The sequence below is a fragment of the Cyclonatronum sp. genome, from assembly GCF_022565315.1.
Taxonomy (GTDB): domain Bacteria; phylum Bacteroidota; class Rhodothermia; order Balneolales; family Cyclonatronaceae; genus Cyclonatronum.
This window is the reverse complement of sequence record NZ_JAIUMX010000047.1, coordinates 1-25,821: the sequence shown is the minus strand read 5'-3', so window position 1 is coordinate 25,821 and position 25,821 is coordinate 1. Positions and strand designations below refer to the sequence as shown.

The window sequence follows — 25,821 nt, the reverse complement described above, 5'->3', positions numbered from 1 at the left end:
TGTTATGTCCTACATTCATCAGATTAGCCTGAACTGGTTTGTGGTTTATTATTTCACGCTTGGCATCATTTTGCTGGTGAACGGCCTGATTTGGTTTTCGCGCCCGGCACCGTTTCAGCAGTACCTCTGCGATCACGCCCGCCGGGATGAGCGGCCGGCCCTGCTCATCAAAACCATCCGCTACCTGATGCTGTTTTCCGGAGCCTCCCTGATGCTCGCCCTCATTCCCTTTTCATGGGTTGAGCTGATCTTCTCGGTCTGGTCGCTGGTCGTCCTTTTTATCCTGGGTTCCATCCTGCTGCGCTGGAAACAGCTGAAAAACCTCATCTTAGAGCGGCCACAGGCCGTGCTCGGGCAAATCCGCAAGGGCGGCTACATGATGTTCAGCGTCGGCATCGTTCTGCTGCTGCTGGCCTGGTACCGCCTCAGCATGTTCGGCTTCGCCTGAGCCTGATTTTCAACACACATCACATCATCCAGCAGAATTTCTGACAGCCCGGAAAACGGATTCGGGCAAAGCATCCATCACCTTTGCAAAAGCTCCCCACCCAAAAAACGGAAACAAATCCGGCCCCGGTTTTCACAGTCATCACTGCGGTGTTTAACGCGGAAGCTTTTGTGAGGCAGGCCGCCGAATCGGTACTCGCACAGCAGTTTACGGACTTTGAGTTTTTTGTGATTGATGATGCCTCAACCGATAAAACCCCGGAGATTCTGGCCGGACTTGCCGCACGGGATGACCGGATGAGGGTACTTCGCAATTTCGAAAACCGGGGCGTCGCGGCTTCCCGGAACCGGGCGCTTGAGTGCGCGCGGGGCCGGTATCTGGCCTTCCTCGACGGCGACGACTTCTGGTACCCGGACTTCCTCGGGGAGATGCTCAGCTTCATGGAAACCGGTGGCTTCAGCTTCGCCTGTGCCTCGCATGAGCGGGTGGATGAAAACCTGAATCCGCTCCGGAAGCCGTTCATCGTGCCGGAGGCCATCACCCGAAAAGAGCTGCTGCAAACCTGCTCCATACCGCTGCTCACCACCGTGCTGGACCGCAAAGCGCTTGGGCCGGTCCGCTTCCCGCTGCTGCCGGTCAACAACGATTACGCCCTCTGGCTGCAGCTCATCCGCAGGGCAGGTACCGTTCACGGTAACCCGAAGGTGCTGGCCGTGTACCGTATGCGGAAGGGCTCGGTTTCTTCCAACAAGCTGCGCTCCATGCGCTACATCTGGCACATTTACCGGCAGCAGGAATCGGCCGGCTTTTTCCGTGCGGCCGCGATGATGCTCGTTTACACCTTTAACGGATTTAAAAAATATTACGGCCCCTGAGCCGCTTCGCGTTTTCTTATGATGCGCGGCCTTTGTTACCTTCTTTGAATGAATTTCTACCTTTCGTACGGCAAAAGAATGTTTGATTTCGCTGCAGCCCTCACCGGGCTGTTGCTCACCGGCTGGCTGATTCTCCTCGCCGCGCTCGTTGCGCGCGTGAGTACCGGCCTGCCGGGCTTTTTCAGGCATGAGCGCGTGGGTCAGCACGGCCGGCGGTTCCGGATTCTGAAAATCCGGACCATGAAAACGACCTCGGTTTCGGAGAAGGGCGTGCCGACCGCCGAAGACCTCCGGAGCCTTACACCGGCCGGACGCTTCCTGCGGCGTACCAAAATCGACGAGCTGCCGCAGCTCTGGAATGTGCTCAAAGGCGATATGAGCCTGGTCGGCCCCCGCCCCGATGTGCCCGCCTACATGGATGCCCTTGAGGGCGATGACCGCATCATCCTGAACGTAAAGCCCGGCATTACCGGGCCGGCGACCCTGAAATTCCGCAACGAAGAGGAAATCCTCACCACCAAGCCCGACCCGGTGCGCTACAACGATGAGGTGATCTGGCCCGAAAAAGTGCGCATCAATAAAATGTATGTGGCGCGCTGCGGCTTTTGGTACGACCTCGGCATCATCCTCAAAACCGTGCTGACGGTGCTGAAACTGTCCAAAAACTGACGCCTGCCTGCCCCCGGGGAACCTTTCCTGCTGCCACACCCTTCACATGCCATGAGCAAAGAAAACAAGCTGAATTACCGGCTCGAGCGCGGGCACGGCATCATCCTGCCGGATGCGGAGGTCGGGCTGGATGTTTCCGGGAATGTGGCCCGGCATATTTTTGTGAGCCATGCGCACGCCGATCACCTGCCGCGCGACCGGCACATGCACGTGTACGCGAGCCCCGCAACGGCCCGGCTCATGCGGGTGCGCGGCTTTCAGGGGGATGTCACCGAGCTCGCATTTCGGCAGCCTGTGGAATTCGACCGTTGCCGGGTAACGCTCTGGCCGGCGGGCCATATTCTCGGCTCGGCCATGATTGAGGTCGAAACCGATGCCGGCCGGGTGCTCTACACCGGCGACTACAAAACGCCGCCTTCGCCCGTAACCGAAGGCTTCGCCTGCCCTGAGGCCACTGATTTTTTCATCACCGAGGCGACCTTCCCGCTGCCGATTTACCGCTGGCGGCCGCATGAGGAGCTCTTTGCCGAAATGCGCAGCTTCGCCTCCGAAGCCCTCGGGGAAGGCTACACACCGGTTTTTCTGGGCTACAACCTCGGCAAAGCGCAGGAAATCATGCACGGGCTCGCACCGCTGGGCGTACCCATGCAGATTCACGGCGCGGGCTATGAGCTGTGCAGGGTGTACGAAGAGGCGGGCATAGCTCTCGGTAACTGGGAGAAGTACGACCGCGCCACCGTGCAGGACGGCCGCATCCTCATCACGCCTTCTTCCTCGCTCGATGCGCCCATGCTGCGCAACATCCGGCGCAAACGCGTGGCCTACGTTTCTGGCTGGGCAACGCATGAGTCGCGCCGGGTGCAGCTCACCATCGACAAGCTTTTCCCGCTCTCCGACCACATCGACTTTTTCGAGCTGCTTGAGCTCACCGAGAAGCTGAATCCGCGCAAGGTGTACATCACCCATACCCCCAACCCCCGTGTGGTGCAGCACTACCTTGCGGAGCGCGGCATTGCGAGTCAGCCGCTTGAGATGGAGGGCTATGAAGATGACTGATGCCGCCTCCCAAAGCAGCTTCGGCGTTTCTTTCCGGCGTTTTTGTGAGGTGATGCAGCGCATAGCCGAAACCCGCGGCAACAACCGGAAAATCAGCCTTTTTGCGGATTACCTGCGCAGTCTGCCCGATGAGGCAGACGTTGCCCTTGCCGTGCAGTTTGCCGGGGAAGGCGCCTTTTCGTCGGTTTCCGGCAAACGGGCCTCGGTCGGACACCGCACCGTAGCGGTCTGCGCGGCGGCTTTCTGTGAAATCGACTACGAGCTCGTGTTCCGCGCCTGCCGCACCGCAACCGGCAGCGCGAGCGAAGCCATCGAAAAGCTGATGGAAAACCTCCCGGCCGCCATCGCAAAACGCAGGCCGGCCCTGCTGAGCCTCACCGAAACCGAAGCCCTGTTTCAGCGGCTGGAAAAAGAGCGCAGCCGCGAGGGCAAGCAGGCGCTGCTCACCGAAGCCTGGATGCAAATGACGCCCGCCGAAATCAAGTTTTTTATCCGGGTGATGGGGCAGGGCAGCCTGCGGATTGGCTTTGAGTCGCGCAGCATCACCGCTGCCCTTGCCGCTGCTTTTGACCACGACCCGGAAGACGTGCGCTACGCCCGCATGATTACCGGCAGCCTCGGCCGCACCGCCGTTTTGTGCCGCCGCGATGCACTCAGCTCGGCGCGCTTCCGTCTGTTTCAGCCGATCGCCTTCATGCTGGCGTCGCCGGTTGAGAGCCGCGCCGTAGAGGATCTCACCGCTTACCTCGCCGAGGAGAAATTCGACGGCATGCGGTGTCAGCTGCACGCCGAAGGAGGGAAGGTCGCCCTGTTTTCGCGCGACCTCAACGAAATCACGGAAAGCTTTCCGGAGGTTGTAGCCGATTTTTCCGCCAAAATGATGCCCGCTGCCGTGCTCGACGGCGAGCTCTGCGTGTTCCGTGATGACACCATTCAGCCGTTTCAGGAGCTGCAAAAGCGCATGGGCGTAAAAAAGCCGGGCCCGGGCGTCCTCAAAAAGCATCCGGTTGTGTTCATTGCCTACGACCTGCTTTTTGCGGAAGGACAGCCGCTTTTTGGCGAGCCGCTGAAGCTGCGCCGCGAGCAGCTCGAAACCCTGTGCGAAGCGCACGGCATCCGCCGCAGCATTCAGTTTGAAATCGGAGAGGAGGGGGATGTGGAACGCTTCTTCGACCGCGCCCTCGCGCACGGCAACGAAGGCCTGATGCTGAAGCACCCGGAGAGTACCTATGAGTACGGTCAGCGGCGGAAGTCCTGGCTGAAGGTCAAGAAGCCCGGCGGCACCCTCGATACGGTGATCATGTACGCGCATGCGGGCAGCGGCAAGCGGGGCGGAACCTACTCCGATTTCACCCTCGGTGTTTCTGTAAGGGATGATGAGCGCTACGAGGAAGAGTTCATCCCCATCGGCAAAGCCTACGGCGGCTACACCGACGAGGAGCTCAAAAAACTCAATCAGGCCATGAAACCGCTGATTGCCGACCGCTTCGGCCCGACCTACTCCCTCAAACCCGGCATCGTGGTCGAGCTCGAATTCGACGGCATACAGGTCAACCGGCGCACCAAGGCGGGCTACACGCTGCGGTTCCCGCGCTTCAGGGCCATCCGCTGGGATCTGAGCCCCGCCGATGCCGACACCCTGCGCGATGTGGAGCGCCTCGCCGAAGAAAAACTAACCGCCGACCGCACCCCCCAAAAAGGCCACCGCTCATTCCGGTAGCTTGTTAATGGCCCGCGATGATGGCACGCGATGATGGCACGCAGATCGGGCGGATTTTGCCGGATTTCCGCGGATTTTATTCTTTGCCTTTTGACTCTTAGTCAGCGATCTCGTCCGGTAACAGACGTGCGCCATGAATGATGCTGATGATTTCGATTGTATTTTTCTTTCAGTGCATGATGGGAGCTTACCCTGCCCTCAACCGAATCTTTCAAGCCTTGTTCAATTGATTGCCGGACATAAATTTTATACATCAGATCATCCCGGTCCGCATGCTCCGGAAGATCGTTTAACAGACGTTCAGTTTCTTTTTTGACCCGGCTTTTTCCATAATGGCAGATAGTTAGGATTTCTCGTTACTGACAGTATCGTTATCCGGTTAATATAAATCAAAGATTTTGGAACCGGTTTTGGTATAAGCGAAGGAAAAATCATCACCCTCAAAAAAATCCGCGTAAACCCGCGTTCGAAGATCCGCCCAATCCGCGTGCCATTAAACCGCGCTCAGATTACCCCAGCCATCGGGACATGCGTTTTTTTGCTTCATCATGCGATACAACCCTGTCTTCGAGTATGGCTTTTTCACCCCTTGCAAGACCCTCGAGCAGCTTTAGCCTTTGTTGTAAGTCTTCAAAATGCTCCGCATCCACCAGATACGCGGATGGTTTTCCGTGTTCGGTTATCAGAACAGGCACTTTATCTTCCCTGAGTTCTTTAAGGAGTTTGGCTGCCTGATGCTCGAGTGATGTAGCAACTTCTGTTTTCATAGTGCTTTCAAAGTAGTACTTTTTTGCAGTGAGGGCAAGAATCCGGAGTGTCAAAATAATCACCCCAAAAAAAACCGCGCAAAACCGCGTTCGAAGATCCGCCCAATCCGCGTGCCATTCTCCCGCGCCTGCCCCGAAAGGCTGTTCCTTTCCTGCCCGAAATTTCCTATTCTCTTCCTTTTACAATTTCCGACCCGCAACCTGTTCATCATTCAAAACCTGATCCGCCATGAAGATGCCTTTTTTGTACCTCCATCAGTGGTTTCGTTTTTCGGTACCGGCCTGCCTGCTCGCGGCCGGCCTTGTTTTTTTGTGTTGGGGGATGCCGTCTGTCGTGCTTGGTGCCGCTCCGGGGCCTCCTGCGGTCGCGCTGCCCGCCGGCCTGATGACCGCCCCTGAACCCGGCCCCTCAGCGGCACCGGAGGTCTTTTTCCTCACGCATCCCGCGCCCTCGCCTGACGGACAAACCGTGGTGTTCAGTTTCGAGGGCGATCTGTGGCAGGTGCCGGTGAGCGGCGGCATGGCGGTCCGGCTTACGGGCATGCCCGGCGAAGAAACCCTTCCCCGGTTTTCGCCTGACGGCCGCTGGCTTGCTTTCTCCGCCGAGCTCGACGGCAACACAAGCGTGTACCTGAAGCCCGTAGCCGGCGGTGATGTGCGCCGCCTCACCTGGCACGACGGCTCCAATCTCGTCAATTCCTGGTCCTGGGATTCCGGGCAGGTCCGATTTTCATCCGACCGCTACAATTATATAGACGCCTGGGAGGTCAGCATCACCGGCGACACCCCGCGCCGCCTCATGAACAGCCACTTTTTCAACCTCCCGCACGATGTGGCGCAGCATCCCAAAACCGGCGATTTCTTCTTTACAGATACCTGGGAGAGTTTCCGCTTCTATGAGCGCAAGCGTTACCGCGGCCCCTTCAATCCCGTGATTCGCTCCTACAATCCCGAAACAGATGTTTTCGCGGAGCACACCGTGCACGACGGCAAAAACATGTGGCCGACCATCGATCAGAACGGCGTGGTGTATTATACCTCCGACGAGGCCAACGGCGAGTACAACCTGTTCCGCCTCACCGAAAACGGTCCGGAGCAGCTCACCCATTTCGACCGCTCGATCAGGTTTCCGCAGGTGAGTGCCGACGGCAGTGTTGTGGTGTTCGAGAAGGATTATCAGCTGTGGGCTTACGACGTAGCCGCTGCGGAAGCCCGGCTCATTCCCGTGCAGCTTGGCCGTACCCCTACGCTCGGGCTGCCCGTCTCTTTTGAGGTCGCGGGTAACATCACCGCTTTCGATGTGTCGCCCGACGGCAAAAAACTGGCTTTCATTGCCCGGGGCGAGCTTTTTGTGTCAGATGCCGAAGGCCGCTTTGTACGGCAGATGCCCACCCTTCGCGGCGAACGGGCCGGCGAGGTCATCTGGCTCAGCAACGACGAACTGCTCTACACCCAAACCCTGGGCGGCTACTTCAACCTGTTCCGCATGCGTGCGACCGGCGACGGTCCGGAGATGATGCTCACCGAGCTGCCGCAGCATCACCGCAACCTGCGGCTTTCGCCCGATGCCCAAAGTGTCGCCTACTTCCGCGGCCGAACCGAAGTGATGCTCTTCAACCCGGCCCGCAACGACAGCCGGCTGCTGCTCGAAGACGAGCTCTGGACCTTCCGCAACAGCACCATCCGCTGGTCGCCCGACAGCCGCTGGATTGCCTTCAACGCCTACCGCTTCTTTGAGCGCGACATCATCGTGCATCAGCCGGAAAGCGGCGAAACCCTGAACCTCACCCGCACGGGCGTAACCGAGAACACGCCCTTTTGGTCAGCCGACGGCCAATTCATCTACTTCTCGACCGACCGCATTCAGCCGGTGTATCCGCGGGGCAACACCGCGGCCAATATCTGGCGCATGGCCATCAGTCCGCAGGCTCCGCCGCTGCGCCTCGACCGCTTCGACGCCCTCTTCACCGAAAGCAGCAGCGATGAAACCGAAGTTCGGGTGAGCATCCAAACCGAGCGCCTGCACGAGCGCTGGGAGCAGATCACCCGGCACAGCGGCAACCAAAGCGGCCCCTTCGTACTGGTTGACGGCGAAAAGCACACCGTCATTTACGGCTCGGCCCACGACGGCACGGGCTTCCATTTGTGGAAGACGGTGCTCGAGCCTTTCAAATCGCCCGAAACCACCAAAATTGAAGGCACCCGCAACACCGCGCCGGACATCATCTCCGCAGGGGGCAGTCATTTTCTGCTGGTAAGCGGCAACATCCACAAGCTCGACCTCAACCGGAACAACACCGAGCGGATCCGCATCGAGCACCGGTTCAGCCGAAACCTGATGGACGAATTCGCGCAGATGTTCCACGAAACCTGGGCCAACCTCGAAGAGAACTTTTATGAGGAAAGCTTTCATGGTCAGGACTGGCACGCCCTACGCGACTACTACGCGCAGTTTCTGCCCTACCTCAACAGCCGGGCCAACCTGCGCCGCCTCACCAACGATATGCTCGGCGAGCTGAACTCCTCGCACATGGGCTTCAACTCCCGCGGCGATGAGGAAAATGTCTTCCTCAACGCGCGCACCCTCGCAACCGGCATCCTGTTCCGCAACGACGATCCTTTCGTGGTGGAGCGCATCCTGCACGGCAGCAATGCCGACCTCGCAGGTTTGCAGGCCGTGATTCAGCCGGGTGATGTGCTCCGTGCCGTTGACGGCACCGGCGTGAACACCGAAGGCAACCGCGAGCGCTATTTCAGCGTGGCCGATGCCGGAAGCAGCCGCGAAGTTGAGCTCGTATTTGCCCGCGGCCGGGCCGAATTCCCCGTGCGGGTGCAGACCCAAACCTCCGGTTCGCTTCAGAACCTGTTTTACGACGAATGGGAGCGCAGCCGTCAGCACAAGGTCGATGAAGTAACCGGCGAGCGCGTGGCCTACATCCACATGCGCAACATGGGCGGCGGCTCGCTGCAGCACTTTCAGCAGGAGCTTGCCCGGCAGTTTGTGCACCGCGATGCCCTCATCCTCGATCTGCGCTACAACCGCGGCGGCAACGTGCATGACGATGTGATTCAGGCCCTCAGCCGGCAGCCGTACCTCAACTGGCAGTTCCGCGGCGGCGCGATGGCCGGTCAGCCGAACTTTGCCCCGGCCGGCAAGCCGATTGTGGTGCTCATCAACGAGCAGAGCCTCAGCGATGCTGAAATGACGACCGCCGGCCTGCGCGAGCTTGGGCTCGGCACTATTATCGGCATGCCAACCTACCGCTGGATTATCTTCACCACGGCCATGGGCCTGGTTGACGGATCAAGTCACCGCCTGCCGGCCTGGGGCGTCTTCGATTTTGAGGGCTACAACCTCGAGCTCACCGGCGTGGAGCCGCATATCGAAGTCCGCAACACCTTCCACGACCTGCTGCACGGGCGCGATCCGCAGCTTGAGCGCGCCTTTGAGTACCTGCGCGAACAGGGTGTGGAGATGCCCGACTAAATCCGCCGGCGCATCTGCTGCCGTTGCCCGGAACCCGCTTCTCCTGCAATCCTGAATTTCCCGGGCTGATTTCCGCCCCCGGCCTTATCTCAGGCCCGGAAGCACATCCCCCGAAACCAAAACCAACCATTTCTTACCCCCGCTTACTATGAAAAACCTCACCATTGGCCTGCTGCCCCGCCTCATCATCGGAATCATTGCCGGCATTCTTGTCGGGCTCTTCCTCCCGGAGTGGATCGGGCGGCTGCTGTACACGTTTACGCATCTGTTCGGGCAGTTTCTGGTGTTCATGGTGCCGCTTATTATCGTCGGCTTCATCGCGGCGGGCATTGCGGAGCTTGGGGCAAAAGCCGGCAAGCTGCTGGCCGGTACGGCCGGGCTGGCCTACGGCTCAACGGTGCTTGCGGGCGTGCTGGCTTATTTTGTGAGCACGGGCATCATTCCGCGCTTTATCGAGCACGGGGATGTGGGCGAAAGCACCTCCGGACTCGCGCCTTTCCTCGAAATCAGCACCCCGCCGATTTTCGGCGTAATGACCGCCCTCGTTACGGCTTTCGTATTCGGGCTGGGCATCAACTACCTCAAACAAAAAGAAAACCGCACCGCGCTCTTTAACTGGATGGATGAATTCCGGAGCATCATCGTGCTGGTGATCACGAAAGTCATCATCCCGTTTCTGCCGCTGCACATTGCCGGTATCTTTGCGGACATGGCCGCCTCCGGTGAGGCCTTTCAGACCCTGGCCGTTTTCGCGCGTGTATTCCTCGTCATTATCGGCACGCACCTGCTCTGGATCATCACGCAGTACACCATCGCTGCGCTTCGGACCGGCGTAAATCCCTTCAAAGCCATCCGGCAGATGCTGCCGGCCTACACCACAGCGCTCGGTACCATGTCGAGTGCTGCGACCATCCCCGTTACGCTCGCAAGCGTGAAAAGCAACGGTGTAAGCGACCGCACCGCGGAGTTTGTCGTGCCGCTATCGGCCACCATTCACCTGGCCGGCAGTACCATCACCCTTGTGGCCTGCTCGGTAGCTGTGCTCATTCTGAACGGCATCACCCCGGAATTCGGCATGTTCTTTCAGTTTATCCTGCTGCTCGGGGTCACCATGATTGCCGCGCCCGGCGTACCCGGCGGCGCGGTTGTGGCGGCCATCGGCCTGATGGCATCCGTGCTCGGCATGACCGACGCGCAGCTCGGCCTCATGTTCGCCCTCTACATGGCGCAGGACGGCTTCGGTACGGCCTGTAACGTAACCGGCGACGGCGCCATCGCGCTCATCGTGGATTCGATGGATTCCGGCCCCGAAGCATAGCAGCAAAAGCAAAGCTGCCGCTGCCCGGAGTCCATTTTTAAGGGCAGTTCTGCATTTGTTTTTTGGGGGAAACCCCGTGCACATCACGGTCTTTCGTGCTTGTTCCGAAACCCCAAACCTGCGGCAAACGCCTTGCTTTTTCCGTAGGCTTTCGGGCAATCATGATTGAAGATGCATCCAAAAAGCACGGGCTTTTCCGTTGGATTGGAAGCGCTGATCTGCCACCACTGACCGTGATGCGCACGGAGTTCATCCCCCCAAAAAAAACAAAGACGGATTTGCCGGGAGCGTTGCGTTTTGGCCTGTGTGCCTGTTTTGCGGGTTTTCCGGCAGCTGTCTCAATACCCGATGTCCAGAAAACCGCCCTGATCCCGGTCCTCTTTCTTCTCGGTCTCAGCCGGCGTTTCACCCGAAACCGCAGCCTGCTTGCGGTTGTAGTGCGGCTCAACCCACTCCACAAAATCGAGGGCATCATCGGCTTCGAGGTCGAGCGCGCTGAACGAGGCGCCGGTATCGCTCGAAGCAATGTTCACGGTCAGGCTCTTCAGCCCGCGCCGGCGCTGGAAGTAGTTGTCCCAGGCGGTGGCCGACTGTATGCGGTAGCGCTTCATCAGCACCGTGGTTTTGGCCAGGTTCCGGTAGCGGATCAGCAGGGTGTCGGTGTCAGTTCCCGCAGCGGCGGCGCGCCAGCGGTAGTAGCCCAGCACTACGGCGACCGGAATAATCGGCAGAATGAAATGCGCAAACGGCAGCAGCCAGTACGAAAGGCCGATCAGAATGCCGGTGGGGATGAGCGTGCGGATGATGTAGCGGCGCAGGGCCCGCGGCGGCGGACTCACCGTTTCGGGCTGCCGGTCGTACTCGGGCGCCATCACCCGGATAAATTCCTCGGCCTCGCTGCGGCGCAGCAGCGGAAACAGCGTAGTCGATTTCCCGCTCTGTTCGCCAAAGCCGGCGCTGTCCACATACAGCGTGCAGAAGCCCAGCGGCTGCCGCAGCACCCCCTCCTGAATCCGGAGGCCCTGAATGCGGCTGTACGGAATCGTAGTGAGCTTTTTCTCCAGAATGCCGCGTGAAATCACCATTTCGCGCCTGCGTTTGTAAATCGCAAAATTACCGTACGAAAGCACGGTGCCCACAATTGAAAGCACCCAGGCAACAAAAATCAGCGCCACGGCAACGCCAATGAAGAACACGGTATCGTTGGCAGATACAAGTTCAATAAAATCAACTACGACATCGTCGTCGATTACGGTGTTCATCTGCGCGAAAATGGTGCCCACAATGGAGAGCGCAATGCCGAAGCTGCCGGAGGTGGTGCCGGCAATCAGCAGCCTGCGCCAGCTCAGCGCGTAAACCGGCTCCGACATCCCGGTTGCAGCCGCAGCCGCTGACCTGCGAAGCTGCGCCGGTTGCGCGACAGCGGCCTCCGTGGTTTCGCCGGTCTCGTTTTCTTTTGGTGGAATTCCGTGAGCATCGCCGGTTTCGGGGTTGCTTCCGGCTTCTTCCTCGTGTTCCGGGCTCATGTTTTCTTTGATCCAGAGGGCGTCATCCAGCGTGAGGGCGTTTATTTTCGCCTCCGATGCGCCGCCGCCTGCGGTCTGCACCTCCAGACTCACGAGCCCGAAGGCCCGCTGCAGCACGCCCGAGCTGATGTCGATCACCTGAATGCGGTGCCGCGGAATGAACGAGCGCTTGCGCACAAACAGGCCGTACTCGATGCGGATTTCGTCGTCCTCAACGCGGTAGGTGAAGCGCATCCATCGGGCAACGCCCAGCACGAGCAGAAACATCAGGAAGCTGCCGAGGTACCACGGGCTGCTGAACAGGCCGTTCCCGCCGCCGCCGCCGCCAAAAAAGAAGATGATGACAAGCGGCACCAGCAGATCCCGAAGCGTGTTGAGCACGTTGGTGAGGGCGGCAACCGGATGCTGCCGCCTCGGCTCAGACATCTTCATCGGCAGATCGGGCAAGGTCTGAGATTCGGTTTCGGACTTCATCGGCTACTTCGTCGTTTAGGGCAGGAATTTCGTGCGTGGTTGCGGCCGTGGTAATGGTTACCGTGGAGAGGCTGAAGGAGCGCAGAATCGGCCCCTGACGCGTATCCACGTGCTGAATGCGGTTCACCGGAATGAGGGTGCGGCGGATCACAAAAATGCCGCTCTTCAGATAAATCTCATGCTTATCGATCTGATAGCTCCACCGCTGCCAGCGGATTTTCGGAATAATGGTGGCCTGAAGCACGGTATTGAGCACCACAAGCGCCGTTACGGCCAGGATCATCCAGCGGTCAACACCGCCGCCAAGCGCGATGAAACCGTAAATGACCGGAATAAACCACCAAAAAAGGGAGCCAAGTCCGCCGGAAATTCGCCAGGCCGGAATGGCTTTAGGATCAATTTTATGCTCAGGATCGGGTCGCATATTAAAAGAAAGAAAGAACCCCTCAGCGGGAATAAATGAAATTTGGTTGTTGTAAGCACTCTCAGCTTCGAATCGTTGCATAAGCCGGCCAAAAATACGGCTTGACCTGTCAAAATCATAACCCGGCGGGATTCCCGCTGAGGTTTAGGCCGTACTTTCTTATCTTTCGGCGCCCGAACCTATCCCCCCTGAAACCCTGAATTTTTATGCTGCGCAGGCCCGGTTTTATTTATTTTGATATTGATGACACCCTGCTCGATCACAGCAGCGCGCAGCGGGCCGCCCTTCAGGATGTTCATGAGGCGCACCCCGCCCTTCAGCAGGTTTCTTTTGAGGAGCTCAGTCGCGTATATGCGCAGCACAATCACCGGCTTTGGCACGCCTACAGCCTCGGGCAGATCAACCGGCATGCGCTGCAGCGGCATCGTTTTGAAGATACCTTCGCAGAACTCGGCCTCGGTGTAAGCAGCCCCGAAGCCGTTGGCCGTGAGTACATGCAGGCCTACCGCCGGCACTGGCGCTGGATTCCCGGCGCCAAAGCCGCCCTCAAAGCCCTCAGCCAAAGTTTCAGGATTGGGTTTATCACCAACGGCTTCTCCGAAACCCAGAAAAAAAAGGTGGCCGATTTCGGCCTCGAAGCGCTGGCCGGGCCCGTCATCATTTCTGAAGATGTAGGCTACCTGAAGCCCAGCCCCGAAATTTTTGCCTACGCCGAAGCGCAGTCAGGCGCGGGGGCGGGCGATATCCTCTATGTGGGCGACAATCTCGTTTCCGATATCCGCGGCGGACGCTCAGCCGGCTGGCAAACGGCCTGGTACGCACCGCAGCACACCGCCGAAGAAAACGGCGAAGCCAGTTTCGTATTCCGGAATTTTGAGGAGCTTCAGGCCCGGCTGCTGCCCGGCTGAGCGCCCGATTCATCCGTCAACGCTCTTTTTTGCAAATAACCATTTTCCGACCCCGGAACCCCATCACCCTGAAAAAAAGCACACCCATGCTCAAAGAACCTGAAGTAACCCTCGCGCTTGCACTCGAACACGGTCTCACGGCTGATGAATTTGAAAAAATTAAAGGTTACCTCGGCCGGGTGCCGACCTTCACCGAGCTGGGGGTTTATTCGGTGATGTGGAGCGAGCACTGCTCGTACAAGAATTCCATCAAGGTGCTCAAAACCCTGCCCAACAAAGGGCCGCAGCTGCTGGTTGGCGCCGGCGAAGAAAACGCCGGACTCGTGGACATCGGCGACGGGCTTGCCTGCGCCTTCAAGATTGAGAGCCACAACCACCCTTCTGCGGTAGAGCCTTATCAGGGGGCCGCGACCGGCGTGGGCGGCATCCATCGCGATATTTTTACCATGGGCGCAAGGCCGGTAGCGGCGCTCAACTCGCTGCGGTTCGGCTCGCTCGACAACCCGCGGGTGCGCTTCCTGCTCGACGGCGTGGTGCACGGCATTGCCGATTACGGCAACTCCTTCGGCGTGCCGACTGTGGCCGGCGACATCTTTTTTGATCCCGCCTATGAGGGCAATCCGCTGGTCAACGCCATGAGCGTGGGTCTGGTGAAGGCCGGCGAAACGGCCTCCGCCATTGCGCCGGGCCCCGGTAACCCGGTGATCATTGTGGGCGCGAGCACGGGCCGCGACGGCATTCACGGAGCGACCTTCGCCTCAGAGGAAATCAGCGAGGAAAGCGAGTCCAAGCGCCCGAGCGTGCAGGTCGGCGACCCCTTCATGGAAAAACTGCTGCTTGAAGCCACCCTCGAAGCCCTCAAAACCGGCGCCGTTGCCGGCATTCAGGATATGGGCGCGGCGGGCATCAGCTGTTCGAGCTCGGAGATGTCGGCCAAAAGCCGCACCGGTATGCGTATCAATCTCGACCTCGCCCCGCAGCGCGAAAGCGGCATGACCGCCTACGAAATGCTGCTCTCCGAGAGTCAGGAGCGCATGCTCATCGTAGCCCACAAAGGCCGCGAGCAGGAAATCCTGGACGTGTTTGAAAAATGGGATGTAAGCGCCGCCGTAATTGGCGAAGTGACCGATACCGGTGAGGTAGAATACTGGATGCACGACGAGCTGAAGGCCCGCATCCCGGCCGACAGCCTGGTGCTGGGCGGGGGCGCACCGGTGTACGAGCGCGAAACCAGACGCCCGGACTACCTCGATGCCAAACACAGCTTCGATTTCAGCAGCCTTCCCGAAGAAACCGACTACGAGGCTGCCCTGCTGAAGCTCCTCAGCTCGCCCAACATCGCTTCCAAGCGCTGGATTTTCGAGCAGTACGACCACATGGTGCGCACCAACACCGTGCTCGGTCCCGGCGCATCAGATGCAGGGGTTGTGCGCATCAAAGGCACGAAAAAAGCGCTGGTGGTCAAAACCGACTGCAACGGCCGCTATGTGCACCTCAATCCCCGTAAGGGCGGGCAAATTGCCGTTGCGGAAGCGGCTCGGAACGTGGTTTGCTCCGGCGCCAAACCGCTTGCCGTAACCAACTGCCTGAACTTCGGCAACCCCTACAAGCCCGAAGTGTACTGGGTTTTCAAAGAAGCGGTAGGGGGCATGGGGGATGCCTGTCTTGCCCTGAGCACGCCCGTTACCGGCGGCAACGTAAGCTTTTACAACGAAAACCCGAAAGGCGCGGTCTTCCCGACGCCGACCATCGGCATGCTCGGCCTCATTGACGACCTCGAAAAGCAGCTCATGACGCCCGGCTACAAAGCTGCGGGTCACGTAGTCTGCTACCTCGGTGCTAAACGCACCGGCCTTGGCGGCTCCGAATACCTGAGCTGGAATCACGGCCTCACTGAAGGGGATGCCCCCGAATTCGACCTCAGCTATGAAACCCGCTTTCAGGCTTTCCTGCTTGAGGCCATCCGCGGCGGCCTGCTGCAGTCAGCCCACGACTGCTCTGACGGCGGTTTGGCCATAACCCTCGCCGAGAAAAGCATTTTCTCCGGCATAGGCGCGGAAATTGATCTGTCTGCCCTTCAGGCCTACTCCGGAAGTGATGTGCGTGAATGCCTGTTCAGCGAGGCACAAAGCGGCGCCGTCGTGAGCGTAGCCGAAGACAAGCTTACAGCCCTCATTAAAGCCTCAGAAGATGCGGGCATTGCCTGTATCCGCTTAGGTATTACCGGCGGGGAGGCACTGAAGATTGATAAGCTGATCGCAAAAGCCGTTTCAGCAATCGGGCTTGTGTATGAAGAAGCCATACCTGCGAAAATGAACAGTACTGCTGCAGCTGTCTGATTTTCGATCTACAGGTTTTCTAATAAAAAAAAGCCTGAAACGGTACTTCAATACCGGTTTCAGGCTTTTTTTATGCTCAGTGGTTTCCGGAGTCGGTTCAGGTCAGGCTGCAGCAGGCTGTGCGGGAGGAACACAGCTGATTCCCAAATCTAAGGGCACAGGAGGTGTTATTTAGGGTTTATAAACTTCGTAATCACCCATAGAACAATCATCCGCCAAACGGCACTACCGTAATCACGCTCGAGATACCGGTGCGGCTGCCGAAGATGCCGATGCCGCCTTCCACGTTCCAGAGGATGTTGTCGATCTGCCCCGGCGACTGATTCGGGCCGCCGCCCTGCAGGCTGAGCGTGCGCACGTAGTCGTAGAGGTTGGTGTCGAGGGCGTAGAAAGCGACTTCATTCGGGCCGAAGTAAGCGATGGAAATCCAGGGGAGGGTGAGGGTGATGGTGTTATCGTCGTTGATTTCGTAGTTGCCCTCGTTGATGATAGGGGAAGACACCCGCAGAAACTGATCCGGATTTTCTTCCTCGAAAAAGCCGGCGTAGAAGGGCGTGAGCAGCTCCGGATCGGGCTGCAGGGCCAGGGTTGAGGCGATGTAGTAATTCTGCCGCCCAGGGTACACGCTGATGGTGAAGGTCGGCTCGTACTGCACAGGGCCCTGATACACGAAGGTGTCGCCGTTGTCCGAAACGAGTTCGAAGCCGCCGGGTACGAAGGTGCGGGCGCGCAGTTTGGGCGCGTCATCCGGGTTTTCGCTCACTTCGAGGCGGTACACGCGGCCCGGCTGCACGAGCGCGGTGTCATCTTCCGGCAGGTAAATGCCCCGCTGATCGCTCTCGGCGTAGGTGAAGGTTTGGGTAACGGCGCCGGCATCGTCGGTGAGCAGCACGCGCAGATCGAGTCCGGAAAGCGCCGCTGCCTCAAAGCTGTAAAATTCATCGAAGGGCAGGGTGCGCGACAGCCGGATTTCCGGCAGCGGCTCACCGGCGGTGAGAAAAGCCTCGACCACCATCTGCTCCTGAAAAGAATCCTGCTTGTAGGGATCGCAGGCCGAAACGAGCAGGGCGCTCATCATCATCCAAAATAAAAGAAAACCTGCGGAACCGGTGCCGGCTGCAAGGCGCCGGGGTTGGGGGAAGGAAGCAGTCGTCATCATAGAAAAACCAAAAAAGCTGTTAGAAATTGACGGTGTAGGTCACGGAGGGGAGAATGGGCAGCATCTGCACGGTTACGCGCTGCACGGGATTTTCGTCGAAATCGAACTGATAGAACCACACGTTGCGGCGCGAATACAGGTTGATGATCTGCAGCTGCAGCTCGGAGTCGCCGAGGTCGAAGAAACGGCCGTAGCGCGTGAAACCGACATCAAGGCGGTGGTAGGCGGGCAGGCGGGAGGCGTTTACGCGGCCCACGATGATGGGGTTGTCGGGCTCGGTGCCGAAGGGGTTGTTGATCTGCGTGCGGCCCAGCGGCTCGGTGTAGGTCTGCCCGGTTGCGTAGCCGAACACCACAGTGCTCATCCAGCGGGTGCTGAGGCGGTAGTTGGCCACCACGCTCAGGTCGTGAATGCGGTCGAATTTGGGCGGGAAGAAGTTGTTGTCGTTGAATTCCGGGAACTTGCGGCGGGTCGTTCCCCAGGTGTACCCCACGAAACCGGTGAGCTTGCCGCGGTTGCGCTGCGCCAGCACTTCCACCCCGTAGGCGAAGCCCTCACCAAAGCGGAACAGCTCGCTGTATTCCAGCCCGGCGGTATCGGGGATGCGCGGATCGAATTCGAACAGCTGCCGCATGCTGCGGTAGAAGCCTTCCAGTTCGAACGACCAGGTGCTGCTTGGGTTCCATTTGGCGCCAAGCATGAACTGATCGCCGTAGGCCGGGGCGACGCCCTCATCGGTGAGCAGCCACACATCAAAGCCGGAAAAAGCCTCGTTGGTGATCAGCGATTTGAACTGATGGTAGCGGCCGGCGGCGGTCTGCAGCCGGAGTTGTTCGGTAGGCCGGTACTCCAGCTGCGCCCGCGGTTCGGCCCGGAAGAAGTTGCCGCTCGTGAAGTAGCTTGCCCGCGCACCGCCAAGGAAAGTCCAGCGCGGGGCAAAGCGCCAGCGGTCCTGTATATAAAAAGTGAAGTAGTCGGAGGTGAGATCGGGCGACTGCGTGACGTTGCCGTCGAAGCGGTCCTGAAGCGTGAACAGCAGCGTGCCGGCCCACAAGCCGGATTTCACGGTGTGATTGCCGTCGGGCGTCCATTCGATGTCGGCTTTCACCGAGAAATCGTTGACCGTGTTTTTGCGCTCAAAAACGGTGCCGCCGAACTCGAAGCGCGGCTCGTTGAAATAGCGGGAGCCGGTGAAGGTAAGCGTGCCGAAAGTGCTGCCGGAGAGAATCCGCCGCCAGGTGAGGCTCCCGGTGATGTTGCCGTAGAACAGGTTCAGCAGCAGGTCGTCGGAGGCCGGAAAAACGACATCATCCAGGCCGGTGTAGAACGAAAGGCTGAGGCGGTCGCGCTGACCCAGGTCGTAATTTATTTTGGCGTTGGCATCCACAAAGTAGAAGCTGCGCGGGATGTTATCGACAGAGCCGCGCAGGGCCCAGAGCAGGGGCTCAAGGGTGGAGCGGCGGAGGGCGAACATGTAGGAGCCGCCCTCGAAGGGGCCTTCAAACGAAGCCCGGGAGGAAAGCAGGCCGACCGAAGCCGTGCCGGAGCGCTGCCGCCGGTTGCCGTCTTTGTTATAGATATCGACCACCGAGCCGATGCGTCCGCCGTACTCTGCCGGGAAGCCGCCCTTGAACACGCGCACATCCCGGATGGCATCGGGGTTAAAGGTCGAGAAAAAGCCGAAAAAGTGGGTCGGGTTGTACACGGTGGTGTTGTCGAGCAGAATCAGGGTCTGATCGGGGGTTCCCCCGCGGATGTACAGACCCGAGGAAAAATCGGAGGCCGAAGTAATGCCCGGCAGCAGCTGAATGCTCCGGAATACATCCGCCTGCAAAACGGCCGGGGTGTCGCGGATCAGCTGCGTGCTCACGGTGGTGACGCCAACGGACTGCCGCTGCTCGAGATCGAAGAAATCCGAGACCAGGGTTACATCATCAAGTTCGACCCCGCTTTCAGTGAGTTCGGCATCGAGCCGGAGGGTTTCGCCCGCGCGGATGCTGATTTCACGCCGCATGTCCCGGAATCCGATGAAGGAAATAACGACCGTGTACGTACCCTCGGGGATGCGGGTGAGGGTGTAGAAGCCGGCGCTGTTGCTCGAAGTGCCCAGGCTCGTGCCTTCCAGGATGATGTTGGCGCCCCAGATGGCTTCGCCGGTGCGGGCTTCGGAAACAAGGCCGTTCAGGGTGGCAAAACTGAGTTCATCTGAGTGAACACTGCCGGTATCAGAAGCGGAAGCCTGAACTGTATGGAAGGCCGTCATCCCCCATAAAAACAAAAGAATACCGGTCAGGAAGCGGGTTTGCGGGAAAAAGGCTGTCTGGTAAGATTGAATAAACTTCATTAATTAAGTAAGAGAAGAAAATGAGAATATGGTGCTGCGGATAGTCAGACCGCAATGCTGCAAAGGTGCTGAAGCTGAGGGATGAGAAGGGCTTCAGCCATAATCAAACAGCGATCTTTTACGTTTCGGTCGCACACTTGTTCCTGAATTTTGAAAGCTGAGAAAGCTAAACAACTGCTGCGCACAGAAATGGTAGCCTAAGGGATTTATCTGCAAAAAAAGCCGAAGCCAAACGCTCTGTTGCTTTTCTTCGTTTTTTCTGATTCATTGCCTTAACTTAGGATAAAAAGCTTCGTGTAAAGAAACATTGGCCTTACCGTTGTGAAATATACCGGCCGATGTTCCTTTCACTGAACTGACCTTAAAAATTTTGCCATGTACGCCAAGCAAAGAAAATACTTTTTTACCGGATCGCTGCTGATGCTGATCCTCTTTAACGCCATGTTGTATTTTGATGAGCCGCAGGGCGAAGCATCAGATACAAGCAGGGTGCAGTCGCCGCAAAGCGGCGTTATTTATGTAGTTCAGGTGGAGGGCCTTGTTGATAACGGCCTGCACCGCTATATAGAGCGTGGTATCCGGCAGGCGGAGGAAAATGAGGCCGTCGCTTTGGTGCTTCATATGGATACTTTTGGCGGACTTGTGGATGCGGCCGATAAAATCCGCAAGAACCTGCTCGACACCGATATTAAGACCTTCACCTTTATCGACAAAAACGCAGCCTCTGCCGGTGCCCTGATCGCTTTTGCAACGGACATCATCTATATGGCACCGGGTTCTTCTATCGGAGCGGCAACGGTTGTGGACGGCGGCGGTACTGAGGCCAGTGAGAAGATGCAGAGCTACATGCGCGGGCTGATGCGCGCAACAGCAGAGGCAACCGGCCGCAACCCGCGCATTGCTGAAGCTATGGTAGATGAGCGCATTGTGATTGAAGGCATCACCGAAGAAGGGGTACTTGTTACCCTGAGTACCAGCGAAGCGCTTGAGTTCGAAATGATTGAAGGCTCTGCGCGAACCATGTATGAAGCCCTCGCTTCGCAGGGTTGGGAAGCAATGGAAGTTATCTACGTGCAGGAAACTGCCAACGAAATGGTACTGCGTTTTCTCGCCAACCCTGTGATGAGCAGCATGCTGATGCTGATGATGCTCGGCGGCCTGTACTTCGAGCTTCAGTCGCCCGGAGTTGGCTTTCCGGGGATGATGGCTTCCATCGGTGCAATTCTGTTTTTCGCGCCCCTTTATATTATGGGCTTTGCCGAGCCCTGGGAGATCATCCTCTTCTTTGTGGGGGTGCTGTTTATCGTAGTCGAAATATTTATCCTGCCCGGTTTTGGCATACCGGGCATCATCGGGGTCACGCTGCTGTTCTTCAGCCTCGTGGTATCCATGATCGGAAACGTGGGGTTCAGCTTCCCGGAGATGGAGTATATGAGCCGTGCCATTTGGACCATGGCGGTTACCCTTATTTTAGGTATTTTGATGTTATTCTCTCTCGGAAAATATTTGCCACAGAACCGTATGTTTAGCAAACTCATTTTAGTTGAATCGACCAGCAAGGAAAAGGGGTACACTTCTTCCGAAAATAAAGATATCCTGCTGGGTAAAGAAGGTGTGGCTGTAACGGCGCTCCGGCCGTCAGGAATTGCCCTCATCGACGGCGAACGCATTGATGTGGTTTCTCAGGGTGACTTTGTGGAAAACGGTGCACGGGTTGTGGTTACCAATACCAGCTCAAGCCGGGTAATGGTTCGCCGGCTCACCTCCTGATTCACTTCAGAAAGCCGGGTTCTGTAAAAAACACGGCCTGACCGAATGTAACACTATCAACAAAAATGAACCGCCGGTTCGGCTTCGAATCAGCGGTTTATAAATCATCCAACAACGATACCTTAACCTACTATTAAGACATGGATCAAATTTTGCCGCTAATTGTTATCGGTGGTACGCTCATCTTCGTATTCATCTTTTTGTATTACGTACCGCTTGGTTTGTGGATTACGGCTTACTTTTCAGGTGTAAAAGTAGCCATCTTCTCAGATCTTGTGGCCATGCGCCTGCGTAAGGTACCGCCTGCTCCGATTGTTAAAGCAGCGATTACCGCCCACAAAGCTGACCTCCCCCTGAGTGTGTCCAAACTTGAGGCGCACTTTCTTGCCGGAGGAAATGTAAACAAAGTCATTCAGGCCCTTATTTCGGCTGATAAAGCAAACCTCGGGCTTACTTTTGAACGGGCGGCTGCCATTGACCTTGCAGGTCGTGATGTTTTCGAAGCTGTTCAGATTTCAGTAAACCCCAAGGTGATTCAGACCCCGATCATCACCGCTGTTGCCAAAGATGGTATTCAGGTTAAGGTAAATGCACGGGTAACGGTTCGTGCCAACCTCGACAGGCTTGTGGGTGGTGCTACCGAAGAAACCATTCTCGCCCGTGTAGGTGAAGGTATCGTAACCACCGTAGGTTCTGCCGACGATCACAAAAAAGTACTTGAAAACCCCGATCAGATTTCCCGTGTGGTACTCGACCGCGGTCTTGACAGCGGAACGGCTTTTGAAATTCTCTCTATCGATATCGCCGATGTGGATGTCGGTAACAACATCGGTGCTGCGCTGCAGATTGATCAGGCTGAAGCCGATCTGAAAGTAGCCCGCGCGAGAGCGGAAGAACGCCGCGCGATGGCGGTTGCTGCCGAGCAGGAAAACAAAGCCAAGATTCAGGAAATGCAGGCCCGCGTTGTGGAAGCTGAGGCTGAAGTACCGAAAGCCATTGCAGAAGCCTTCAGAAGCGGAAACCTGGGTATCATGGACTATTACAACATGAAGAACATCATGTCTGATACCGAAATGCGTCAGTCCATCGCCAAAGGCACCGACGCAACCGACAAAATTGATGACGAGCCGCGCCGCAAGAAATAAGCCGCGAAACGCATCATCCGAAAAATCAAAAAAAGCCGGTTCCTGTTTGGGAGCCGGCTTTTTTATTTCCGGTTTGAATCAGAAGAAACAGCCCGAAAGGTACAGAGGCGCAGCGCAAATCCCGCGTTTGCATGCCGTTCGAAAATCCTTTAGTTTTAAGGGTGATGATTTGGATGCCTGATCAAACCCTGAATTCAACTGCGGCGAAAGTTATGACAAGTAAGTATTTTGCTTTTTTTATGGTGATGATGACCTGCCTTGCAGCCGGCTGCGGCGGCATAACGGACGCAGAGGAACAAAGCCCGTGGCTAAACAGAGAAGCTGAGCTGCTCGAACATAACCGGCAAAAAATTACCATTGAGGAGGGCCTTTCGGGTACCATGCTCCGAAGGGAAGGCGACTGCATGCGGGGGCCCGGTCCCGGGGAGAGCACCTGTATCCTGTACCCGGTACCCAAACGCATCAAGATTTTTGAATACACCCACATCTCGCAAACCTCCCGCGAAATTGGTCAGTACTACACCCGGGTTGATACCAAGCTGATCGCAACGGTGCAGTCCGACGGCGAAGGCTTTTTCCAGATCCCGCTGCCAGCCGGAACCTATTCGGTTTTTCCTGTTTCCGAAGACGGCAGGTACATCGTAACCGGAGCTGACGGGCAGGGCGGGCTAAACCCGCTTGTAGCAGAGGAGGGGGAAGTGCCGCACTATCGCCTCATCCATAACCGTGCTGCATTTTAATTAATTGAAAGCAGCTAAGGCGAACACGGCAGGGTGGCTTAATTTACATCGGGGGATGGCGCTGCTGCAAAACGGCCAGAGTCAAAAATGAAGGGGAATACTGCAACCGATTCGCATCCATTCGATGAGGAGATAAAAAAGATGACCTCTGCTTTAGGGGTGAAATGTATCAATCTGCAGAGCGGGGGCCGGTAACCGTTTAGAACTTGCCGCACACGAACTTCCTGTATTGATAAATAAACCATTACGCCTTAATTTGCCGGGCTTGTATGAATCACATGTCCTCAAAGCGTACCTGATAGTATCAACTGAGGAAAACCTTCAAATAGTCACTTAAACAGGAATACACGTGGACTTTTTATTTCTTACACCTTTGGCTGCAATAGTTGCACTTGTAGCAGCCTTCATCCTGGCTAAAAGCGTGCTGAGTGCCCCAACGGGGGATGCAAAAATGAACGACATCGCTGACGCCGTAAAAGAGGGTGCCAATGCCTACATGAACAGGCAGTACACAACCATTACCTACGTAGCTGTTGCAATTATTGCCGTTTTTGCCCTTATCGCCTTCTCACAGGAAGGCAATGCAGCAATTACCTGGTGGTGGACAACCATCGGATTTGCGGTTGGTGCTCTTTTTTCTGCCCTTAGCGGGTATGCCGGTATGAGCATCGCGGTTCGCTCCAACATCCGTGTGGCTGAAGCTGCCAAATCAGGCCTTCCCGGTGCACTTAAGCTCGCCTTTAACGGCGGCGCCGTTTCCGGTCTTGCCGTTGCCGGCCTTGCACTTCTGGGTGTTGCAGGCTTTTTCTATTTGTTCGACAGCGTACTTGGTCTTGCCGATCCGGTTAATCCGCTCGTAGGTTTTGCATTCGGCTCTTGCCTTATTTCTCTTTTTGCCCGTGTAGGCGGTGGTATTTACACCAAAGCCGCTGACGTAGGTGCTGACCTTGTTGGTAAGGTTGAAGCCGGTATTCCTGAAGATGACCCCCGCAACCCTGCCGTTATCGCTGATAACGTGGGCGACAACGTAGGCGACTGTGCCGGTATGGGCGCTGACCTTTTTGAGACCTATGCCGTTACCGTAATCGGTGCGCTGCTGCTCGGTTACCTGCTCCCTGCTGAGCAGGTCGTTACGGCGTTTGTGACCTACCCGCTTTACCTGGGTGCCTTTGCCCTTATGGCAAGTATCGTTTCTGTTTTCTTTGTGCGCATGGGCAAAGACAACAATATTATGAACGCCCTCTACAAAGGCATGTATGCAAGTGCCGTTATCTCTATTATCGGTTTTGCGTGGATCACGCACACCATCTTTGGAGGTTACAGTTTTGAAACTATGGCACACCTCACCAATGCCCCGACGCACTGGCTTGATCTGTTTTATTCAACCCTTGTGGGTATTCTGGTTGTAATTGGTCTCATCCACATCACCGAATACTACACCGCTACCCGTTTTAGCCCGGTTCGTAAGATTGCCAAATCGTCTGAAACAGGTTCTGCTACCAATATTATCAGCGGCCTTGCTGTGGGTATGGAAAGCACGCTTTACCCGACCATCGTGCTGGTTCTTGCGCTGTTCTTGAGCTTCACCTTTGCCGGTATTTATGGTATTGCCGTGGCAGCCGTAGCCATGCTTAGCGTAACCGGTATGATTATCGCCATGGATACCTACGGACCGATTACCGACAATGCCGGTGGTATCGCTGAAATGAGCAACCTGCCGGAAAGTGTGCGCGAAAACACCGATGCCCTCGATGCAGTCGGAAACACCACAAAAGCCGTTACCAAAGGCTACGCCATTGGTTCAGCCGCTCTTGCCGCGCTCGTACTTTTTGCTGACTACATCCTGAATCTGGAAAAAGCCGGCTACACAGATGCCTTTTTACTCAACGATCCTATCGTGCTCACAGGCCTGTTTATCGGTGCCATGCTGCCGTTCCTGTTCTCTTCTTACCTGATGGAATCTGTAGGTAAAGCTGCCGGTGCCGTTATCGAAGAAGTACGCCGTCAGTTCCGCGAAATGCCGGGTATTATGAAAGGTGAAACCCGCCCCGACTACGGCGCATGTGTGGATATCGTAACCAAATCAGCCCTTAAGGAAATGGTAATCCCCGGCCTGCTTGCCGTATTCGCGCCGCTGATTGTCGGCTTCCTGTTTGGCCCCCTTGCCCTCGGCGGACTCCTCATCGGTGTGATTGCATCCGGTCTGATGATGGCCCTGATGATGTCCAATGGTGGCGGTGCCTGGGATAACGCCAAGAAGTACATCGAAGACGGAAACCACGGCGGCAAAGGCTCCGAAGCCCACGCCGCTGCCGTAGTTGGTGACACCGTTGGTGACCCCTACAAAGACACCGCCGGCCCGTCCATCAACCCGCTGATCAAGGTAATCAACACCATTGCGCTGATCTTTGCCGGCCTGATTGCATCCGTAGGCGGCATCCTGCTCTAAGCAGCAGCAACAGTAGTATCTTTTTGAAAGCCGGGAATCTGCACAGTGTGCGGGTTCCCGGCTTTTTTTGTGGGATGGAAGATGGAGGACGGCGGACCGGGGACCGCGGAGTTGCGGAGTTGCCGAATCCCACCTTTTGCGCCCTTCGTGATACCCTTCGCGTTCTTCGTGGTGAAATCAGCTTTCGTGTTTAAACGCAAAGG

Annotated in this window: 20 protein-coding genes; 14 read left to right on the top strand and 6 right to left on the bottom strand. The window is 57.1% G+C overall.

Translation table 11 applies throughout. From position 1 onward, the window contains the following. The 6 genes from LAT75_RS08985 to LAT75_RS08960 form a co-directional block, all read left to right on the top strand. Positions 1-448, top strand: a 448-nt coding sequence (locus tag LAT75_RS08985) for a hypothetical protein (RefSeq protein ID WP_291482318.1), incomplete at its 5' end; no start/stop codon positions are given. 83 nt (positions 449-531) lie between these two features. Beyond that, the gene (locus LAT75_RS08980) at positions 532-1,323 is read left to right on the top strand and encodes a glycosyltransferase family 2 protein (RefSeq protein WP_291482317.1); all 792 of its coding nucleotides are present in this window, start codon (positions 532-534) and stop codon (positions 1,321-1,323) included. A 48-nt stretch (positions 1,324-1,371) separates the two neighbouring features. Next, positions 1,372-1,992: a sugar transferase gene (locus LAT75_RS08975; RefSeq protein ID WP_291482316.1), complete on the top strand. Its 621-nt coding sequence runs from the start codon at positions 1,372-1,374 to the stop codon at positions 1,990-1,992. A 51-nt stretch (positions 1,993-2,043) separates the two neighbouring features. Next, positions 2,044-3,048, top strand: a complete 1,005-nt coding sequence (locus LAT75_RS08970) for a hypothetical protein (protein WP_291482315.1) — start codon at positions 2,044-2,046, stop codon at positions 3,046-3,048. Then, positions 3,035-4,768, top strand: coding sequence for an ATP-dependent DNA ligase (locus tag LAT75_RS08965; protein ID WP_291482314.1), 1,734 nt, complete (start codon positions 3,035-3,037; stop codon positions 4,766-4,768). Before LAT75_RS08970 ends, LAT75_RS08965 begins: the two co-directional genes overlap by 14 nt. Positions 4,769-4,901: 133 nt before the next feature. Further along, on the top strand, positions 4,902-5,084 hold the full coding sequence (locus tag LAT75_RS08960) for a hypothetical protein (RefSeq protein ID WP_291482313.1): 183 nt from the start codon (positions 4,902-4,904) through the stop codon (positions 5,082-5,084). Positions 5,085-5,277: 193 nt separating this feature from the next. Here the strand turns inward: LAT75_RS08960 and LAT75_RS08955 are convergent, their stop codons facing one another. Continuing rightward, complete coding sequence (locus LAT75_RS08955; protein WP_291482312.1) at positions 5,278-5,535, bottom strand: type II toxin-antitoxin system Phd/YefM family antitoxin; 258 nt, start codon at positions 5,533-5,535, stop codon at positions 5,278-5,280. Between the two features lie 229 nt (positions 5,536-5,764). Between LAT75_RS08955 and LAT75_RS08950 the strand changes: the two genes are divergently transcribed. After that, complete coding sequence (locus LAT75_RS08950; RefSeq protein ID WP_291482311.1) at positions 5,765-9,022, top strand: S41 family peptidase; 3,258 nt, start codon at positions 5,765-5,767, stop codon at positions 9,020-9,022. A gap of 148 nt (positions 9,023-9,170) precedes the next feature. Next, positions 9,171-10,340, top strand: coding sequence for a dicarboxylate/amino acid:cation symporter (locus tag LAT75_RS08945; protein WP_291482310.1), 1,170 nt, complete (start codon positions 9,171-9,173; stop codon positions 10,338-10,340). A 338-nt stretch (positions 10,341-10,678) separates the two neighbouring features. Here the strand turns inward: LAT75_RS08945 and LAT75_RS08940 are convergent, their stop codons facing one another. Together LAT75_RS08940 and LAT75_RS08935 are read right to left on the bottom strand one after the other, a co-directional pair. Next, a complete protein-coding gene (locus LAT75_RS08940) occupies positions 10,679-12,340 on the bottom strand; it encodes a PH domain-containing protein (protein ID WP_291482309.1) in 1,662 nt (553 codons plus the stop codon). After that, positions 12,285-12,764 carry a PH domain-containing protein gene (locus tag LAT75_RS08935; protein WP_291482308.1) on the bottom strand — a complete coding sequence of 160 codons (480 nt, stop codon included), beginning with the start codon at positions 12,762-12,764 and terminating at the stop codon, positions 12,285-12,287. The genes LAT75_RS08940 and LAT75_RS08935 overlap by 56 nt, the downstream gene beginning before the upstream one ends. A gap of 206 nt (positions 12,765-12,970) precedes the next feature. Between LAT75_RS08935 and LAT75_RS08930 the strand changes: the two genes are divergently transcribed. After that, positions 12,971-13,672: a YjjG family noncanonical pyrimidine nucleotidase gene (locus LAT75_RS08930; RefSeq protein ID WP_291482307.1), complete on the top strand. Its 702-nt coding sequence runs from the start codon at positions 12,971-12,973 to the stop codon at positions 13,670-13,672. A gap of 86 nt (positions 13,673-13,758) precedes the next feature. Beyond that, positions 13,759-16,011: a phosphoribosylformylglycinamidine synthase subunit PurL gene (gene purL, locus LAT75_RS08925; RefSeq protein ID WP_291482306.1), complete on the top strand. Its 2,253-nt coding sequence runs from the start codon at positions 13,759-13,761 to the stop codon at positions 16,009-16,011. Between the two features lie 208 nt (positions 16,012-16,219). On the opposite strand, the gene LAT75_RS08920 is transcribed toward purL, so the two are convergent. Both LAT75_RS08920 and LAT75_RS08915 read right to left on the bottom strand, forming a co-directional pair. Further along, on the bottom strand, positions 16,220-17,170 hold the full coding sequence (locus LAT75_RS08920; RefSeq protein ID WP_291482305.1) for a DUF4249 family protein: 951 nt from the start codon (positions 17,168-17,170) through the stop codon (positions 16,220-16,222). 19 nt (positions 17,171-17,189) lie between these two features. Continuing rightward, positions 17,190-19,514: a TonB-dependent receptor gene (locus tag LAT75_RS08915; protein ID WP_291482304.1), complete on the bottom strand. Its 2,325-nt coding sequence runs from the start codon at positions 19,512-19,514 to the stop codon at positions 17,190-17,192. A 375-nt stretch (positions 19,515-19,889) separates the two neighbouring features. Here LAT75_RS08915 and LAT75_RS08910 point away from each other — a divergent pair, with 375 nt between their 5' ends. The 4 genes from LAT75_RS08910 to LAT75_RS08895 all read left to right on the top strand — a co-directional run bounded on the left by LAT75_RS08910 (position 19,890) and on the right by LAT75_RS08895 (position 25,618). Continuing rightward, complete coding sequence (locus tag LAT75_RS08910; protein ID WP_291482303.1) at positions 19,890-21,284, top strand: NfeD family protein; 1,395 nt, start codon at positions 19,890-19,892, stop codon at positions 21,282-21,284. 140 nt (positions 21,285-21,424) lie between these two features. Then, complete coding sequence (gene floA, locus LAT75_RS08905; RefSeq protein ID WP_291482302.1) at positions 21,425-22,429, top strand: flotillin-like protein FloA; 1,005 nt, start codon at positions 21,425-21,427, stop codon at positions 22,427-22,429. 212 nt (positions 22,430-22,641) lie between these two features. After that, positions 22,642-23,169 (top strand): carboxypeptidase-like regulatory domain-containing protein, encoded by a 528-nt coding sequence (locus LAT75_RS08900; RefSeq protein ID WP_291482301.1) that lies wholly within the window; start codon positions 22,642-22,644, stop codon positions 23,167-23,169. Positions 23,170-23,518: 349 nt separating this feature from the next. Then, entirely contained in the window at positions 23,519-25,618 is a 2,100-nt protein-coding gene (locus LAT75_RS08895; protein ID WP_291482300.1) for a sodium-translocating pyrophosphatase, read from the top strand. Here the strand turns inward: LAT75_RS08895 and LAT75_RS08890 are convergent. After that, the coding region (locus LAT75_RS08890; RefSeq protein ID WP_291482299.1) for a hypothetical protein at positions 25,615-25,821 on the bottom strand (207 nt) is incomplete at its 5' end. The two genes, LAT75_RS08895 and LAT75_RS08890, sit on opposite strands and share 4 nt — an antisense overlap.